Below are 17,428 nucleotides of genomic sequence, written 5' to 3'. Positions count from 1 at the left end.
AGAGGCGCACAAGATGGCGACACAAGCTGACATGGTGCGTAAAAACAGTCGCTTGCCATTTCCAGGCCGCTGCGCGGACCCGCCTGCTCATTATTTGTGCTGACAGCCCGGCAGTGCAGTATGCCTGTTCCCCAGTGCCCGCCCGAAATAACGGGATGCGCACTTTACCTGCGCGCCTGAAATAATCTCCCGGTTATTTAATCCCATGCAAGAGAGTCGTTCTGAGGGAGCATCGCAGGAGGGCCCCATCACCCCTTGCAGCACTTCTTCACCGCTCGCACCACGTTCTGGTAACCGGTGCAGCGACACAGATTCCCCGACAGGCCGCGGCGGATCTCCGCCTCAGTCAGCGGACGGCGATCTGTCTTGTCGAGCAGGGCGGCGCTCGCCATCACGAGGCCCGGGGTGCAAAAGCCGCACTGCACCGCCCCCTCGTCGATAAAGGCCTGTTGCACGTCGGAGAGCTCATTCCCCTGCCGCTCCCCCTCCACGGTGCGAATGGATTTGCCATCGGCCCACACCGCCAGATAGAGGCAGCTGTCGATGGCCACGCCATCGACCCGCACGGTACAGGCGCCGCACTCGCCGACACTGCACCCCTCTTTCACGCTGATAAGCCCCTGCCCACGCAGGAAGTGAAGCAGCGACATGGTGGGCGACACAGCATAGGAGTAAGGCTTGCCGTTGATCTCGCACTGGATCGCAACAGTGGGACAGCTTTGCGGTTGCATCATAGGATCTTGCCTCCGGCACGTTCGACGGCGCAGGTGATCACCCGCTGCGCCAGGGTTTTGATCAGGTGCAGGCGAAATTCCTTTTCTGCCCGCCAGGAGGAGCGCGGCGCCACATCGGCTACCACCGCCTCGGCAATGGCGGCCAGCGTGGCGCGAGTCAGCGGTTGCCCCTCGGCCGCCGCTTCCGCGTGTGGCGTGCGCACCGGCGTCGGCGCCGCCACGCCGTAAGCCAGTCGCAGGCGCTTGAAGTGACCATCCTCAATCTGGCAGTAGGCGGCGCAGCCTATGGTGGCGATGTCCATGGCACCCCGCATGGCGTACTTGAAGTAGTGGGAGCCCACCTGGGGGTGCGCGTCCGGGGCAAAGTGAAACGCTACCAGAATTTCCGCTGGTTGCAGCGCCACCTTGCCCGGGCCGGTGTGAAATCCGGCGATGGGGATGCGGCGCGTGCCATCGGGGCCGGCAATTTCCAGCTCGGCTTCCAGCGCGACGGTAGGCGCCGCCGAGTCGGCACTGGTGGCGCCGTTGCAGATGTTGCCGCCATAGGTGGCGACGTTGCGGATCTGCGGCCCTGCGATGGTGGCAGCGGCTTCGGCCAGCATCGGCAGGCGGCGCTGCACCAGCTCGTTTTCAATCAGCTCGGTAAAGGTAGTGCCGGAGCCGATACGAATAGCGCCGTCAGCCTGCTCGCTCACCCCCTTCAATTCGGGCAAGTCGTGAATATCGACGATATGACGATAGGCGGCGTTGAGGTGATGGAGCTGGATCATCACATCGGTGCCGCCGGCCAAGAGGCGCGCCTCTGGGTCGGCCTGGCGCAGGGCGACCGCCTCGGCCACGCTGTGAGCCTTGTAGTAACGGGCAATATCAAACATGGCGTTGCTCCTCCCCTGCTCCCTTGCCAATCAAACCCGCCGCGACAAACTCCCGGAACAGGGTCTTGGGGGTGATAGGCAGCTCGTTGATGGCGACGCCAGTCGCCATGCGAATGGCGTTACGGATCGCCGGGCCCGGCGAGATGATGGGTGGCTCCCCCAGGGATTTGTGGCCATAGACCGACTGGGGCTCGTAGGTCTGCACGAAGTCGCACTCAAGTTTGGGCAAATCCAGCATGGTGGGGAACTTGTAGTCGAGCAGGTTGGGGTTGCGCACCACGCCGCTCTTGGCGTCGATGATCATCTCCTCGAACAGGGACCAGCCGATCCCCATCCCCATGCCGCCGTGCACCTGCCCCTCTGCCAGCTGCGGGTTGAGGATCTTGCCCGCATCGTGCAGGTTGAGAATACGGTTGATGGTCACCTTGCAGAGATCGATGTCGACGCTGAGATCGACAAAGGTGCAGCCAAAGCTCGGCGGGTTGGTGGTGGTCTTGTGGGAGACCTCCGAGGTGATCTGGCCGCCAATGGTGAGGTGGTAATAGGCGTTGACCGATACCTCGGCGACGCTGATGAGCACCTTGTCCGGCGCACCGGCCAGCACCACGTAACCGTCGATCAGGGTGAGCGACCCCACATCCTGATGGCAGAGCTGAGCTGCCAGCGACAAAATGCGGGCCCGCAACTGCAGCGCCGCCTGATGAATGGCGGGGGCCGCCACATAGCTCTGGCGCGAGGCGAACGAACCCGGATCGTAGGCGGTGATGTCGGTATCCTGGGTCGAAATGACCCGGATCTGCTCAAACGGAATGCCCAAGGTCTGGGCCGCCATCTGGGCAAACACGGTATCCGATCCCTGTCCTATCTCGGTGGCGCCGATCTGCAGATTGACGGTGCCATCCTGATTGAGCAGCATGCGGGCACCGGCAATTTCGACCCCCACCGGATAGGTGTTGGATCCATAACTGAAACAGGCCACCCCGATGCCGCGCCGTACCCGGCTCGCCGGATCCTGCGCCAGACACTCGGCCTTGAGCCGTTCCCACTCGAACTGCTCGCCGCCACGGCGCAGGCACTCAGGGAGCCCCGCGCTGTAGATGGTCTTCTGGTTGACCTGATTGACGTCCCCTTCGCGGGCCACGTTGGCGATGCGCACCGCAAGCGGATCCAGACCCAGCTCGGCGCAGGCGTCGTCCAGCATGCATTCGAGGGCAAACACCACCTGGGGCGCGCCGTAACCGCGCATGGCACCGGCGGTGGGCAGGTTACTGTAGAAGGTTTTGGCATCATAGCCAAAGGCGCTGCGCGGATAGAGGTAGCTTATTTTGTTGGCGCCGGCGCTGGCGATGGAGTGGCCGTGGGAGGCATAGCCGCCGGTGTTGGAGAGCACATCGAGCTGATACCCCTTGAGCACGCCATCCCGGCTGATGCCGAGGGTGCCGTCGATGGCAAAACCGTGGCGGGTACGAGAAGCAAAGAAACACTCCTCCCGGCTCAAGGTCACCTTGACCGGCACGCCACCGAGCTTGTAGCTCAAAAATGCCGCCATCGGCTCTTCCAGCACATCCTGCTTGTTGCCAAAACCGCCGCCCATGTAGGGCTTGATCACCCGCACGCTCGACCAGGGCAGGCCGAGGGACTTGGCCACCCGGCTGCGCACAATCTGGGGGATCTGGGTGCTGGTGACGACGATGATGTGGTCCGGCTGATCCATGTAGGCGTAGCAGGTCACCGTCTCCAGATGACAGTGCTGCACCACCGGCGTCTGGTAGTGTCCCTTGAACTGCAAGTCGGCAGCGGCGATGGCCTGCTCCGGCTCACCCGCCCGGATCTGGCTCTGGCGCAGCAGGTTGCCGGTCGGGTGGATGGGACAGGCCCCCTCGGCCAGGGCACTGGCCGCATCCGTCATCACCGGCAGCGGCTCGTAGGTCACCTTGACCAGGGCGGCGGCCTTCTCGGCGACCAGCGGATCGTGGGCCACGACTATGGCGACGCCATCGCCGAAGTGACGCACATGATCGGTGAGCAGGCGGCGGTCTTTCACATCCCGCTTGGCCTCATCGAGGGACCAGGCGTGACCGGCGGTGCGAAAGCAGGTGGTAGGCACATCCTCGTGGGTGAACACGGCTTCGACCCCGTGCAGGGCCAGCGCCTCGCTGGCGTCGATGGAGAGCACCTTGCCGTGGGCGATGTTGCTTCGCACGTACTTGGCGTGGCGCATGCCGAGCATGATGTTGTCGTCGGTGTAGCGGGCGCTGCCGGTCACCTTGGCCTCGGCATCCACCCGCTTGAGCGGTAATCCTATGGACATATGCAAGTCCTTTGTCAGGCAGAAAAAATCAGAACTGGTATAAAAAACAGCAAGATATGCGCCCGTTTCCGGCAAGGCGGGCCAACCGGAGGGCAAAGGCGGTAAGCAAAGGGAAGAAGTGTGAAGAAGATCCCATCCGGCGCCCATCAGGCGCTCCGTCATGGCCGTGACCGGCCCCGGGGCAGCAGCCCATGGAGGACTCGGCAGCGCGATTGCCGGGCGGCGTTATCAATCTGGTAAGCCCCGTTATCAAAATGGTATGAGTTAGGTTTGAAGGGCGGGGCCGGCCAAGAGAGGCTGGCCCCGCGATAGAGAAGGACGCGATGCGGACTAGATGGCCCAGCCGCCGGCGTAGAAGAGCACCAGCGCCAGGGCGATGATGACGGTGCCGACGTTGAGCTTGCGCCACTCCTTCGAACAGATGCGGCCGATCACCAGGGCGCTGAAGCCCAGCATGATGCCGGTGACGATGTTGCAGGTGAGCACGATGAAGACGGCGCACAGCAGGCCGGACATGGCCCCGACAAAGTCATCGAAGTCGAGTCTGGCGACGTTGCTCAGCATCAGCAGCCCCACGTACATCAGCGCCGGTGCGGTGGCATAGGCCGGCACCAGGTAGGAGAGCGGCGAGAGGAACAGCATCAGCAGGAACAAGACCCCCACCACGGTGGCGGTGAGGCCGGTCTTGCCGCCAGCAGCCGTGCCCGCCGCCGATTCGATGTAGACGGCGGCCGGCGCGGCCCCCACCAGACCGGAGAAGATGCTGCTGATGGAGTCGGCGCTGAGCGCCTTGCCGCTGTTGATGATGTGGCCGTCCTTGTCCAGCAGGTTGGCCTGCCCCGCCACGGCGCGAATGGTGCCGGTGGCATCAAACACCGCCGTCATCACCAGCGCCAGCACGCTTGGCAGCACCAGCGGCGAAAGCGCCCCCACAACGTCCAGGCTGAAGATGAGGGAGTTGCCCTGCTCGTCGGCGAGGCTCGGCATGGCGAACAGCCCCTGGTACTTGACCGCCGGATCGAAGATGAGGCCGAAAATGGAGATGGCGATGATCACCAAGAGGATCCCGCCCGGAACTTTAAGCTTCTCCAGCCCGACGATGACCGCCAGCCCGATGAGAGACATGATGACCGGCATGGAGGTAAAGGCCCCCAGCGCCACCGGCAGCCCCTCCAGCGGGTTCTTGATCACCAGCCCCACCCCGTTGGCGGCGATCAGCAGCAGGAAGAGCCCGATGCCGATACCGGTGCCGTGGGCGATCCCCATCGGCAGGTTGTCGAGGATCCAGCTGCGCACCCCGGTCACCGAGATGGCGGTAAACAGCACCCCCATCAGAAAGACGGCGCCGAGCGCCACCGGGATGGAGATCTGCTGCCCCAGCACCAGGCTGAAGGCGGTAAAGGCGGTGAGCGAGATGGCGCAGCCGATGGCCATCGGCAGCTTGGCCCAGAGCCCCATCAGCAGCGAACCAAAACCCGCTACCAGACAGGTGGCCACGAACACGGCGCCGGGGGGAAAGCCCGCCTTGCCGAGCATGCTGGGCACCACGATCACCGAATAGACCATGGCGAGAAAGGTGGTGAGCCCCGCCAGCACCTCCTGGCGCACGTTGCTGCCTCGCTCGCTGATCATGAAGTAGCGATCGAGTGCGCCGCCGGCGGGCTGTCGTCCCGCCGCCGCCCCCTTGTCCGCAACTGCCCCGTCCATCTCGTTTATCCTGTTTGTCTGGCTCATGGCCGACTCCTTCCTGCATCCCTGAATGTGTCGTGTCGAAATGGCGGTCGGTGCCGTGGATCTCTGCTGCCACGGTCGCCGGCATCATGGGGTTGGCAGACAAGGCAAACGTTTAACTTGCCGTCTAAAAAAAACCGGGCCATTTCACCTGCTGTGGCGGGGCAAGCGCCTCGCCTGTCGTGCGGCGCAGGCACCACGCTGGCCCCTGCTGCCGTGTTCCCGGGGCGAGCATGCCCGCCCCTCTGCTTTGAAAACCGGATCAGCCCCGCTCGTGCACCAGCTGACCATCCACATAGGTGCGGTAGATGGATCTGTCATCCCCCAGGGTCAGCAGCACGAACAGCTTGTCGCGCAAGGTGGTGGAGTTGTCGTAGCGCAGCTGCTGCAGCGGGGTGGCGACCGGGTCGAGCACCACGAAGTCCGCCTCCTTGCCCACCGCAAAGCTGCCGATCTGCTCGTCCAGCCCGAGCGCATGGGCGCCGCCCAGGGTCGCCAGGTAGAAGGCCTGATAGGCCGAGAGGCGCTCGCCCTGCAGTTGCATAACCTTGTAGGCCTCGTTGAGGGTCTGCAGCATGTTGAAGGTGGTGCCGGCGCCGATGTCGGTGCCCATCCCCACCTTCACCTGCTTGTGCCACGCCTTGTGCAGCTTGAAGAGACCGCTACCCAGATACAGATTGGAGGTGGGACAAAACGCGATGGTGGAGCCGGTCTCCTTCAGGCAATCCCACTCCTGCTCTTCCAGATGGACGCAGTGGGCAAACACGCAGTTGTGACCGGTCAGCCCATGCTGGTGATAGACGTCGAGATAGCCCTGATGCGCCGGGAAGAGGGATTTCACCCAGGCTATCTCGTCCTTGTTTTCGCACAGGTGGGTGTGCAGATAGGTGGTCGGGTACTCTTCGCGCAGCCGTCTCGCCATCGCCAGCTGCGCCGGGGTCGAGGTGGGGGCAAAGCGCGGCGTGATGGCGTAGAGCAAGCGGCCGTTGCCGTGCCAGCGCTCGATGAGCGCCTTGCTCTGCGCATAGCTGCTCTCGGCGGTATCGAGCAGATAATCTGGCGCGTTGCGATCCATCATCACCTTGCCGGCGATCATTCGCATGTTGATGCGACTGGCCGCCTCGAACAGGGCATCCACCGACTCGGGGTGGACGGTGCCGAACACCAGCGCCGTGGTGGTGCCGTTTCGCAGCAGCTGCTTGATGAAGAAGGTGGACATCTCGCGGGCATATTCGAGGTCGTTGTAGCGCCGCTCGGCCGGGAAGGTGTGGCGGTTGAGCCACTCCAGCAGCTGCTCGCCATAGGCCCCCACCATCTCGCTTTGCGGGTAGTGGATGTGGGTGTCGACAAAGCCCGGCACTATCATCTTGCCGCGATAGTCCCGCACCCGTACCTGGGCCGGGATCCGCTCCTTGCCCTCCTCCCACTGGCCGAACCAGTCGATGCAGCCGTTGCGGATGATCAGCAGGCCGTCTTCGATGAGGCGGGCATTGGGCTCTATCTCCTCGGGCTGGCTCACCACCCGGGTGATGTCAAAGAAGCTGCCGCGCACCGCCTTGACAGAGTTGTCGTTTTTCATCTCTCAATTCCCTCTTGTTGTTCGTTAGCCGCGATCCACTTGCGGGGCGCGCACCTGGGCCTCGTCCGTCGCCAGCCCCTGTTGGCGGGCAGTGGCCGACGGAGCGGGTCGGGTGGCAAAACGGGTGTCGGGTTTGTCGCTCAGCTGGATCAGCTCCACCGCCTCGGCGGCATTCACGGCCGCCTTGCGTCTGCGGCTTTGCGGCAGCACCAGGTTCATGATGATGGCGGTGATGCCGCCGGCGCAGATGGGGTTCTCCACCAGCATGTAGATCCCCGCCGGCAGCACCTTGAACACGTTCGGGTCGTAGGAGACCCCGAGCCCCAGCCCGAGCGAGGTGGCGACGATCAGGGTCTCGCGTCGATCGAAGCCGTGACTGATGATGATGCGCCCGCCGGCGATGGCGATCATGGAGAACATGATGACCATGGCGCCCCCCATCACAGGTGACGGTATGGTGGTAAAGAAGCGCCCCACCACCGGGAAAAGCCCCAGCAGCACCAGGATGACGGCGATGAACTTGCCCACATGGCGCGAGGCCACCCCGGTCATCTGGATGACGCCGTTGTTCTGGGCGAAGGTGGTGAGCGGCAGGGAGCCGAGCGCCGAGGCGATCACCGACACCAGGCCGTCCGCCAGCACGCCGCCGGAGAGCCGTTTTTGAAACTCGGGGCCCTGGATCTGCCGGTGGGAGACCATGGCGGTGGCGGTGATGTCCCCCACCGCCTCCAGCACGCTCAACAGATAGATGGTGCCAGCCAGCACGAAGGCGTGCAGATCGAAGGAAAAACCGTACTTGAACGGGATGGGCACAGTGATGAGTGGCAGGTTCTCAAGGGCGGAGAAGTCCACCATGCCGAGCATCAGGGCCACCGCATAGCCCACCAGCAGGCCGATGGCGATGCCGCTCATGCGAAGCAAGGGGCTCTTGCTGCAGTTGAAGGCGACGATGACGCAGAGCACCAGCAGCCCCAGGCCAATGTTCTCGTATTTGCCGAAGGTGCCGCTGCTCATGGCGGAGAATCCGCCGCCAAAGTCGATGATCCCCACCTTGATGAGGCTCAGGCCAATCATCAGCACCACCACCCCGCTCACGGTGGGGGTGATCACCCTCTTGAGGTAGGGCAGCACGAAGGAGGAGCCCATCACCAGGAAGGCCCCGACGAAGGAGACCCCGAGCAGGGTCGAGACGATCAGCTCCTCGTGCAGGCCATCTTTTTTCATGGCGCTGCCAAGCGCGATCATCACGGTGACGAAGGAGAAGTTGACCGACTGGATGGAGAGCAGCCCCGAGCCGATGGGGCCGTAGCGGTTCACCTGCAGCCAGGTGCCGATGCCGGAGGCGATCATCGCCATGGAGACCAGATAAGCGGTAGTCTCGGTGGAGAGGCCAAGGGCCCCGCCCACGATCAGGGCCGGCGTCACCATGGGCACGAAGATGGCCAGCAGGTGGGTCACGGCCCCCATCAGGGTTTGGTAAAAGGGAGGTTTGTCTTCGAGCGCGTAAATCAGGTCCGAGTGCTTGCGTGTTGTTTTAGACATCTTGATTGTCCCATCACACAGAATATAGGCGGAGTACTCATTCCGCTGTCAGGTGCTGGGGGCGAGCCTGCGCCCGCCCCTCACCTTTTCTTATGCCGACGCTTGTTGCTCCAGCTTGCCGAGCTCACGCAGGATCTGCTCCGGCGTGAAGTGCCACTTGCGCAGCCAGACACCGCAGGCGTCGTGGATGGCGGTGGCGATGGCAGGTGCGGCGCCGTTGACCCCGATCTCCGAGATGGACTTGGCGCCGTAAGGGCCGACCTTGTCGTCACTCGGTACCAGGAAGGCCCGAAAATCGCGCGGAATGTCGCCAATCTTGGGCGCGCCATAACTCTTCAGATCCCGGGTCAGCGGAATGCCCTTGCCGTCGTAGCAGATCTCCTCGGTCAGGGAGTGACCGATGGCCCGCATGGTCGCCCCGTAGATCTGGCCGAGCGCCAGCTCGGGGTTGATGGGGGTGCCGCAGTCGAGCAGGGCGTAGAACTTGTCGAGCCGGATCTGGCCGGTTCTGACGTTGACCGCCACCTCGGCGAAGTTGGCGCCATACGGGAAGGCAAGCTCCGAGGTGATGTAGCTGGCGGTGCCCACCAGGATGCCGAAGCCGGTACCTGTCTCGGCCTTGTGGGCCAGCTTGGCGAGGCTCACCTCCCCCAGCTTGCCACGCACCAGGCCCGGGAACGCCAGCTCAACATCGGCTACCGGCTCGCCCAGCATGGCGGCGCCGTGCAGCAGGATCTTCTCCTTGAGGTTCTCGGCCGCCTTCTTGGCCGCGTTGCCGGAGAAGCAGGTGCCAGACGAGGCGTAGGCCCCCTTGTCGAACAGGGCGTGGTCGGTGTCGCCCGAGATGACGTGCACATCCCCGAGCGGGCAGTGCAGCACCTCGGCGGTCAGCTTGGCCACCACGGTATCGAGGCCGGTGCCGATATCGGCGCCACCGGAGTGGACGATAAAGGTGCCGTCCGATTCCAGCTTGACCATGCAGTTGGCCTGATCGATATCCGGGATCCCCGATTTTTGCATGATGATGGCGACGCCACGGCCGATGTGCCAATCCCCGTCGGCGGGTTTGGGACTATCCCAAGCGATAAGTTCGCGACCCTGCTTGAGGATGGGCTCAAGGGCACAGCTGGCCGCGTGGGGCACCGAAGTAGGCATCTTGCCCTCGCCGATGGCCCCCAGCACCTTGAGGATGTCCCCCTCGTGCACCCGGTTGTGCTCCACCATGTCGAGCTGATCGATGCCGAGTTTCTCGGCCAGTTCGGCAATCGCCATGGTCAGCGCGAAGTTGCCCTTGGGCGCGCCATAACCCTGATAGGCGCCGGTCGGGCAGATGTTGCTGTAGTAGGTGTTGACGGTAAAGCGCACGTTCTCGCAAGGATAGAGCGGCAGGGAGAGCGCCGGGCCGTTGCTCGGCACCGTCAATGAGTGGTTGCCGTAAGGGCCGGTGTTGGCGCGAAAATCCATCTCGATGGCGGTGATGGTGCCATCCTTCTTGGCCCCCACTTTCACCTTCACCTTGGCAACATGGCGAGAGGTGTTGCTGATGAACTCCTCTTCACGGGTGTAGCGGAAGGAGACCGGACGGCCGGTGACCTTGGTCGCCCAGGCGCACACCTCTTCCAGCAGAATATCCTGCTTGGAGCCGAAACCGCCCCCTACCCGCTCCTTGATCACATGCACCTGATGTTGCTTGAGGCCGACGATACGCGCCACCTGACGGCGCACGTGCCAGGGCACCTGAGTAGAGGCGTGAATGACCAGCCGCTCGCCATCCATGTAGGTGAAGCAGATGTGTGGCTCGGTCGGGCACTGCTGTGCCTGGGTCGATTCGTAGGTGCGCTCGACAATCTCGTCCGCCTCGGCAAAGCCTTTGGCCACATCACCGATCTGGCCATGGACGCTGGCGGCCAGGTTCTCGTGCGGACGGGAACCGATGGGGAAGTTGATGATCATGTGCTCGTCGCCACGGCGCACCGAGCAGGCGTTCTGCTGCTCGAGATCCGCCGGAGCGCCGGCCATGTAGACGATGGGCTCGTCGTGCACCAGCGGCGCATTGGGGGCCATCGCCTCGTCAATGCTCATGACCGCCGGCAACACCTGATACTCGACCTCGATGAGTTTCAGCGCGGCCAATGCGATGGCTTCGCTCTCGGCCACCACGGCGGCCACCCGATCACCTACGTGACGCACCTTGCGGCCAAACATGCGGCGATCGAGCGGTGACGGCTCGGGGGCACTCTGGCCACCCGGGGTGTAGTAGATATCCGGGCAGTTGAGGTGGGTGATGACATGCACAACGCCCGGCATGGCTTCGGCGCGGCTCACGTCGAGTTTGGTGATCACCGCATGGGGATGGGGGCTGCGCAGCATCTTGATGACCAGCGCATCCTCGGTGACCCGATCCTCCACGTAGCAGGGCTTGGCCTGTACCATCTTGGCGGCGTCAACCTTGGGGCAGCTCTTGCCGATGTGGCGCAGATCGTCGCGAAACTCGGGGGCAATCTGGCACAGATAATCGGGATCCTTCATCCGTGAACTGGCAAGCTCGATGGCCTGATAGAACTGCTGGTAGCCGCCGTCCCGGTGAAACAGGCCCGAGAGCGCGTCGTCGATTTGATCACGGCTGGGTTCGGGATGGCGATCAAGCAGGTCGGTGACAATGAGCGCCGCAGCCGGATCGTTGTAGCCCGACTGCACTACGCCCACATCTACCATCGCCTGCTGTACCAGACTGAGCTGGTTCCAGCTGCCCAGCGACTCGGCGGTGCGCACCTCTGATCCATCCAGCTGGGCGGCGATCAGCAGGGAGGCGTTGATCACCTTGCCGTTGAAGAGAATGGCGTCGGAGCCAGCAAAGCCAAAGCCGTCGTCACTGTTGCGCACCGAGTGCATCCGGCACTGGTTGAACAGCACCCGCTGGGCATTCTCGCCAGCCGGGGTGATGACAGTGCGCAGGGCACCGTTCAGTGTGAAGTTGAGTTCCATCATGCCTGTACCTCCTGCTGCTGGCACTCGACCAGCAGATCCGCCACCACTACCCCGCTGATATAGCGCTTGTAGGTCACGCTGCCGCCGAGATCCTCGCGCGGTGCAACCAGCTCGCTCACGGCCGCCTCCAGCGCGGCATCGTGCAGATCGCGGCGCTCCACATCACGCAGGCGCATCGGCTGCGGCGTAACGCCAGCAACGGCGACCCGCATCTCGCCAAGGGCATCGAGGGCCACAGCGGCGGTCATTACCGCCAGACCGTCGGCGTTACGGCTGAGGCGGCGAGTGGCGCAGCGCAGCGCGGGCTCCGGCAGCACCACCCCCAGCACCAGCTCCTTGCGCTGGCCCGCCAGATAGGCATCGATGGGTTGCAACTGATTGTTCTCCAGCACCACCACGGCTTCGAGTACCAGCAGTACCGGCAACAGCGGCGAGTCCTGCTGCTGGCAGGCAATTTCGCCGCCAATGGTGGCCTGATTGCGCAGATGGCGGGAGTAGACAAACCCCAGCGCCTCGCACAGGGCGGCCGGGGTACGGGGGTCATCTTTGAGGGCTTGCAGGGTGATGGTGGCGCCGATGTGGAGTTGACCGTGCTGCTGCTCAATCTGGCCAAGTCCGAGCTTGTCCAGCGAGATGGCGACCTTCTTGTCGGTGCGGGTCGGGGCTGCGTTGAGCTTGCTGCCGCCCCCCATGTAGACGGCGTCGTTGCCAAAGCGGGCCTTGAGTTCCAAAGCCTGACCCAGTTGTTCGGGTCGGAAGAATTGTTCAATCATGTGTCGTCCTTACTCTTGCAGCCCGCCGCCGGGGAGATCCACAGGGCGGGCAATCCGGTCCAAAACTGTGGAGGGTGGCCCTAGGCCAGCTGATCCATCCGTTGCCACAGGCGGCTCGCCACCTTGCTCGCCTGCTGATAAATGGGCTCGACGTCAAAGGCGAACTCGCGGTCCTGATAGACCATGCGACCCTCGACCATCACGCTGTTAACGCTGGCAGAGCCCATGCCAAAGGCGAGATGGCCGCCGAGGTTGCGCGGCGCCAGCGGGGTCGGTGCGGCGTAATCACAGATGGTGAGGTCGGCCTTGTATCCCGGCTCCAGGCGGCCAAATTTGGCGTCGAAGTTGCGCTCCAGCAGGGTGTTGCCGTTCCAGAGGAAGCGGGCAAAGCTGTCGGGCCAGAGCGCTCCGCCGGCATCCTTGTGTTTGAAGTAGGCGAACTTGAGCTCTTCGAGCATGTCGGAGCCGATACCATCGGTGCCGAGCGCCAGATTGCGATACTCCGGCAGGTGCATGTTGTAGCCCACATGGTTGTTCATGTTGGAGCGGGCGTTGTGCACCAGGAAGGCATCGCGGCTGTTGAGCAGTTCGATGTCAGCCGGGCTCAGGTAGATGCCGTGGGCGATCAGGGTCTTGCTGTCGATCAGGCCAAACTCGTCCAGCCGGGCGATGGGCTCCTTGCCATAGTGGTGGTGACCGTGGGCCATGTCGTAGCGGTCTTCCGCCACATGGATATGCAGACCACGACCGGTGACCTGTACCGCTTCGCGCAGCATGGCCAGCCCCTCGTCGGGTACGGTGAAGGGGGCGTGAGCGCCGATATGAGCCTCCACCAGATAGGGTTCGCTCCCCTTGGCTTTGGCCGCATCGATCTGTTGGGCGAACAGGATGTTCTCCTCCACCCCGGCCTGCAGTTCGGCGAGGCCGCCGTTGCGATCCGTGGTCTCGAAGCAGGTCATGCCACGCAGACCCGCCTCCATAAACCCTTTACGCAGCACATTCAGGGAGCCCTTGATGAAGTTGGGCGAGGCGTGGTGGTCGATCACCGCACTGCAACCGCTCTTGATCGCTTCCAGCGAGCAGATGAGGCCGCTGTAGTAGAGGGACTCTTCATCGAGCGCCCGATCGAGCCGCCACCAGAGATTTTTCAGGGTGGAGATAAAATCCGGGCAGGGGGCGATATTGGCCATGATCCCCCGCGACAGGCCGGAGTAGAAGTGGTTGTGGGCACAGACGATACCCGGCATCACCAGCTTGCCGCCCATCTCCCGATAGTTGGCCTCCGGGTAGAGGGCCCGCAGATTGGGCCCCACCGCTTTGATAAGCGATCCTTCGATGGCGATATCCACACCTTCCAGCACCCGGGTCGGCTCCAGCTGGACAGCGGTGACGTTCTTCAGAATAAACATGGTTTGCTCCTTCGCTTATTCGTGGTTCGCTCAGGCCTCGACGGCCCCCAGCAGGTAGTGGTGATGAGCATGGACATGGCTGATGATGCGGCACATATCGCCAAGGGCCGCTGGCGCATCCTTGATCCGGCTCTGGGCGTCTATGGTCAGGCGATAGGTCTCGCCATCCTGACGCACCCGCAGTTCGCCACCATCCGCCAGATAGAAACCGGGGTTGCGGCTGTTGTCGAAGTCCTCGGGCAGGCTGAAGATGGTGACCTTGTCCTGATAGGGCTTGCCCTGCCACGGGCAGAACTGGGCGCAGTTGCCACATTCGTTGCAGTAGGCATCCAGGTGCAGGGTCTGGAACTGATCCTTGAAGCCCGGCACCGCGATGGCGACGTTGGCCCGGTTGGGGCAGACATCCACGCACTTGCTGCAGAGGTAGTTGCACTCGAGGCAACGGTGTGCCTCTTGCGCCACGAAGGCATCGCGTTCGCTCTTATCAACCATGGTGACGGCGATGCTCCCTTTGCGGCGGTAGATCTCATCCTTGCCCGACGGCTGGATGGTCACTTCGCTCTGCTGGCTGGCGATATGCTCGCGAGAGAGCACCAGATCCGCGGCGCGGCGGGCACCACCGATGGCACCGACGATGGAGGACGGGCCGCTCTGCACGTCACCGATGAGGAATACGTTGCGACGGCTGGTTTCGCCAGTCTGGCCATCCACCTCGGGCCAGCCATCGTTGCCAAGAGGAATGCCCATAGCTTTGAGCACCTCGCAGTCAGGCTGCTCGCCGATGGCGGTGATCAGGGCATCCATCTGCATCACTTCGGTCTGCTCGGTGGGCACTGGACGGCGGCGGCCCTGCTCGTCAGGTTCCCCCAACGCCATCATCCGAACTGTGAGCTTGCCATCTTTGTCAAAGCGCTCCGGATTGGTGAGAAAGCAGAAACGCACCCCATCCTCCACCGCTTCCAGAACCTCCTCGCGATAGGCGGGCATCTCTTTTTCGCTACGGCGGTAGATCACGGTGACATCGCTGACACCAGGCACCTTGAGGGCGGCGCGAGCGCAGTCCATGGCGGTGTTGCCGGCACCGATCACCGCCACATGGCGGCCAAGCGGCAGCGGTTTGCCCTGATTGAAGCTGCGCAGGAAGTGGAAGGATTTGTAAATCCGCTCGTGTCCCCCCTCGAGGCGCATGCCACCGTTCTTGTCGGCACCGATGCCGACAAAGACATAGCTAAAGCCCTGGGCATGCAGCTTGTCGACGGTGAGCGCCGGATCGCAGCCAAACTCGAACTTGACCCCGTGGGCGGCAACAAAGTCGATGTCATGCTGGATAAGTTCGGCCGGAATGCGGAACTCGGGGATGATGTGCTTGACCACGCCACCGGCATCCGCTTCGCGCTCGAACACGGTGACCGGATGGCCGGCACGGGCCAGGAAGTAACCGGCGGAGAGACCGGCCGGACCGGCGCCAATGACCGCCACCGGGTGCTTGTCACCACTGCCGGCCGGTTTGTGCCAGCGGGCCTTGTACCCTTCCCAGCCGCGCTCCAGCGCCACTTTTTTCAGTTCGCGGATATTGAGCGCGCTGTCGTAGTCGAGACGGGTGCAGTTGTACTGGCACTGGTGATCGCAGATATGGCTGGTGATGGCAGGCAAGGCGTTGCGCTGGTAAATCAGCTCGAGGGCCGCCACATACTCTCCCTCGCCCATCAGACGAATGTACTCGGGGATATCCTGATGCACGGCGCAGGCGGTGACGCAGGGCGCCACGTAGCAGTCGGTCAGCGGCAGGCCGCCCCCCACTTCGATGCGATCGTCGGACTTCCACTCCTTCTGGGTGTAATCCATGGTGAGGGCCTTGGCGGCAAGGGCCTCCAACTTCTCGACATCCACCTGACTCATGCTCCAACTGTCGGAAGCGTCAATCTCGTTGAGGCACTCGATCTGGCGCAGGTAACCACCCGGTTTCAGCAGGTCGGTGGCCATGGTGATGGGACGAATGCCGGTCTCGAAGATATCACTGATGTTGAACTTGCTGGCACCACCGGAGTAGGAGATGGGCAGCTTGCCATCGAAGGCGCGGGACAGCACGGCGGCCACGTTGATGGAGAGCGGGAACAGCGCCCGGCCGGACATATACATCTCATCCCCCGGCAGCGCCCCCTTGCGATTGATGGTGCCAAGGGTGTTGGTCAGCTTGACTCCGAAGGTGAGCCCCTTCTCGGCCCCCAGCGCCATCAAGCGGGTCAGCATGGCCTTGGCCTGATCCAGCTTGAGGTCGTGATCGAACGACGCTTCGCCGAGACCTATGTAATCAAAACCACAGGTATCGAGGATCTCGCGCACCCGCGGGTAGCCCAGCAGGGTTGGGTTGAGTTTGACGAAGGTGTTGAGCCCCTTCTCTTCCAGCATGTAGCGGCAGATGGCCTCGATTTCGTTGGGCGGGCAGCCGTGCATGGTGGAGAGGGTGACGCCGTGCACCAGATTGGCCGGAATGCGATCCACCAGCTGTTGCAGGCGATCGCGACGAGCACCCAGTCCCAGCTCGGCGATAAACTGCTCGTCAGCCACCAGCTCGCGCAGCACTTGCTGGTACTCGGCAAACTTCGGACTTTGGCTTGCATCCATCAGGCTGTGGATAAACTGCTGCATCGGTGGCTGTTTGATGCCATCGAGGTTGTAACCCACGCTCATGTTGAAGATGAAGGACTTGGCCTCCCCGTCGAGACGAGGATCAAACACCTCTTCCAGCAGATAGAGGGAAAACCAGGCTTTAAGATACTCGTCAAACGCCTTGGGCAGGGTGAACTCGGTAGACCACTCGGTATTGAAGCACTCATCCTCGGCATCGATACAGGGCTTTTCCAGTTCGAGACGGTCCAGGATCTGCACCGTCTTGAGCTCGATAAAGCGCCCGCCGGTCAGCCAGGAGGTGACGATGTTCTGGGCCAGCTGGGTATGGGGGCCGGCTGCCGGGCCGATGGGAGTCTCGCAGGTTTCACCGAACACCTTGATCTTGCGCTCGTCCTGCTTGCGATAGAATTGCGCGGCGGGAATACCGAAGATGGATTGACTCGCTTTATATTCCGAGAAGATACGGACCAGAAGGTTCTTGAAGGGAACGGGTCGCATAATATCGCCCATGTTGATCTCCTTGCAGCGGCACTGCTCATTGACAGGGTGAATAAATGGGGCCCATCCATAACCACGCATAAAAAGCCCCTTGAAACTGACAAGAGCAACAATCAGGCCAGCGCTGGATCTTTTTATTTTTCAGCCATAAAAACGTGAGGCATCTCCAATTAATAAAACATCGAAAGCCGATACCAGTTTCGACAATGAGAGTGGCTATCAACACCGAATTTAAATAATGGAAACGCCGCCCTTGTTGCTGAAAATGATCTCACTTTGGCGCGGCGCGCTATCAGTTTGATAAAGAGCGAGGCCAGCGCCATTATCAGGCCGGCCAGGATGATAACGGCCGCTGTC

The 17,428-nt window shown here is 62.7% G+C and carries 10 protein-coding genes; all 10 read right to left on the bottom strand.

Annotated features, from left to right (window positions below; genetic code table 11):
- Positions 1-248 precede the first annotated feature (248 nt).
- Positions 249-734 (bottom strand): xanthine dehydrogenase iron sulfur-binding subunit XdhC, encoded by a 486-nt coding sequence (gene xdhC / locus I6L33_RS15200; RefSeq protein ID WP_216972843.1) that lies wholly within the window; start codon positions 732-734, stop codon positions 249-251.
- On the bottom strand, positions 731-1,609 hold the full coding sequence (xdhB, locus tag I6L33_RS15195; RefSeq protein WP_216972842.1) for a xanthine dehydrogenase FAD-binding subunit XdhB: 879 nt from the start codon (positions 1,607-1,609) through the stop codon (positions 731-733). The genes xdhC and xdhB overlap by 4 nt, the downstream gene beginning before the upstream one ends.
- Positions 1,602-3,920, bottom strand: a complete 2,319-nt coding sequence (gene xdhA, locus I6L33_RS15190; RefSeq protein ID WP_216972841.1) for a xanthine dehydrogenase molybdenum-binding subunit XdhA — start codon at positions 3,918-3,920, stop codon at positions 1,602-1,604. Before xdhA ends, xdhB begins: the two co-directional genes overlap by 8 nt.
- Positions 3,921-4,250: 330 nt before the next feature.
- Entirely contained in the window at positions 4,251-5,627 is a 1,377-nt protein-coding gene (locus I6L33_RS15185) for an NCS2 family permease (RefSeq protein WP_095592720.1), read from the bottom strand.
- A gap of 286 nt (positions 5,628-5,913) precedes the next feature.
- Positions 5,914-7,230 (bottom strand): guanine deaminase, encoded by a 1,317-nt coding sequence (guaD, locus tag I6L33_RS15180; protein ID WP_201891491.1) that lies wholly within the window; start codon positions 7,228-7,230, stop codon positions 5,914-5,916.
- A 24-nt stretch (positions 7,231-7,254) separates the two neighbouring features.
- Positions 7,255-8,772 (bottom strand): nucleobase:cation symporter-2 family protein, encoded by a 1,518-nt coding sequence (locus I6L33_RS15175; protein WP_216972840.1) that lies wholly within the window; start codon positions 8,770-8,772, stop codon positions 7,255-7,257.
- 90 nt (positions 8,773-8,862) lie between these two features.
- Positions 8,863-11,760 (bottom strand): molybdopterin-dependent oxidoreductase Mo/Fe-S-binding subunit, encoded by a 2,898-nt coding sequence (locus I6L33_RS15170; RefSeq protein ID WP_216972839.1) that lies wholly within the window; start codon positions 11,758-11,760, stop codon positions 8,863-8,865.
- Positions 11,757-12,533, bottom strand: coding sequence for a molybdopterin-dependent oxidoreductase FAD-binding subunit (gene ygfM / locus I6L33_RS15165; protein ID WP_216972838.1), 777 nt, complete (start codon positions 12,531-12,533; stop codon positions 11,757-11,759). Before ygfM ends, I6L33_RS15170 begins: the two co-directional genes overlap by 4 nt.
- An 80-nt stretch (positions 12,534-12,613) precedes the next feature.
- Entirely contained in the window at positions 12,614-13,942 is a 1,329-nt protein-coding gene (gene ssnA, locus I6L33_RS15160) for a putative aminohydrolase SsnA (RefSeq protein ID WP_043850860.1), read from the bottom strand.
- Positions 13,943-13,972: 30 nt separating this feature from the next.
- Complete coding sequence (ygfK, locus tag I6L33_RS15155) at positions 13,973-17,083, bottom strand: putative selenate reductase subunit YgfK (protein WP_216972837.1); 3,111 nt, start codon at positions 17,081-17,083, stop codon at positions 13,973-13,975.
- Positions 17,084-17,428 lie beyond the last annotated feature (345 nt).

The sequence above is a fragment of the Aeromonas sp. FDAARGOS 1403 genome (genome assembly GCF_019047325.1).
In the GTDB taxonomy this organism is placed as follows: Bacteria; Pseudomonadota; Gammaproteobacteria; order Enterobacterales; family Aeromonadaceae; genus Aeromonas; species Aeromonas dhakensis.
This window is presented reverse-complemented; position numbering and strand designations above follow the sequence as displayed.

Excerpts from the sequence above, each read along its gene's own strand:
- xdhC (WP_216972843.1), bottom strand. The coding sequence starts at position 734 with ATGATGCAACCGCAAAGCTGTCCCACTGTTGCGATCCAGTGCGAGATC.
- xdhB (WP_216972842.1), bottom strand. The coding sequence starts at position 1,609 with ATGTTTGATATTGCCCGTTACTACAAGGCTCACAGCGTGGCCGAGGCG.
- xdhA (WP_216972841.1), bottom strand. The coding sequence starts at position 3,920 with ATGTCCATAGGATTACCGCTCAAGCGGGTGGATGCCGAGGCCAAGGTG.
- I6L33_RS15185 (WP_095592720.1), bottom strand. The coding sequence starts at position 5,627 with ATGGACGGGGCAGTTGCGGACAAGGGGGCGGCGGCGGGACGACAGCCC.
- guaD (WP_201891491.1), bottom strand. The coding sequence starts at position 7,230 with ATGAAAAACGACAACTCTGTCAAGGCGGTGCGCGGCAGCTTCTTTGAC.
- I6L33_RS15175 (WP_216972840.1), bottom strand. The coding sequence starts at position 8,772 with ATGTCTAAAACAACACGCAAGCACTCGGACCTGATTTACGCGCTCGAA.
- I6L33_RS15170 (WP_216972839.1), bottom strand. The coding sequence starts at position 11,760 with ATGATGGAACTCAACTTCACACTGAACGGTGCCCTGCGCACTGTCATC.
- ygfM (WP_216972838.1), bottom strand. The coding sequence starts at position 12,533 with ATGATTGAACAATTCTTCCGACCCGAACAACTGGGTCAGGCTTTGGAA.
- ssnA (WP_043850860.1), bottom strand. The coding sequence starts at position 13,942 with ATGTTTATTCTGAAGAACGTCACCGCTGTCCAGCTGGAGCCGACCCGG.
- ygfK (WP_216972837.1), bottom strand. The coding sequence starts at position 17,083 with ATGGGCGATATTATGCGACCCGTTCCCTTCAAGAACCTTCTGGTCCGT.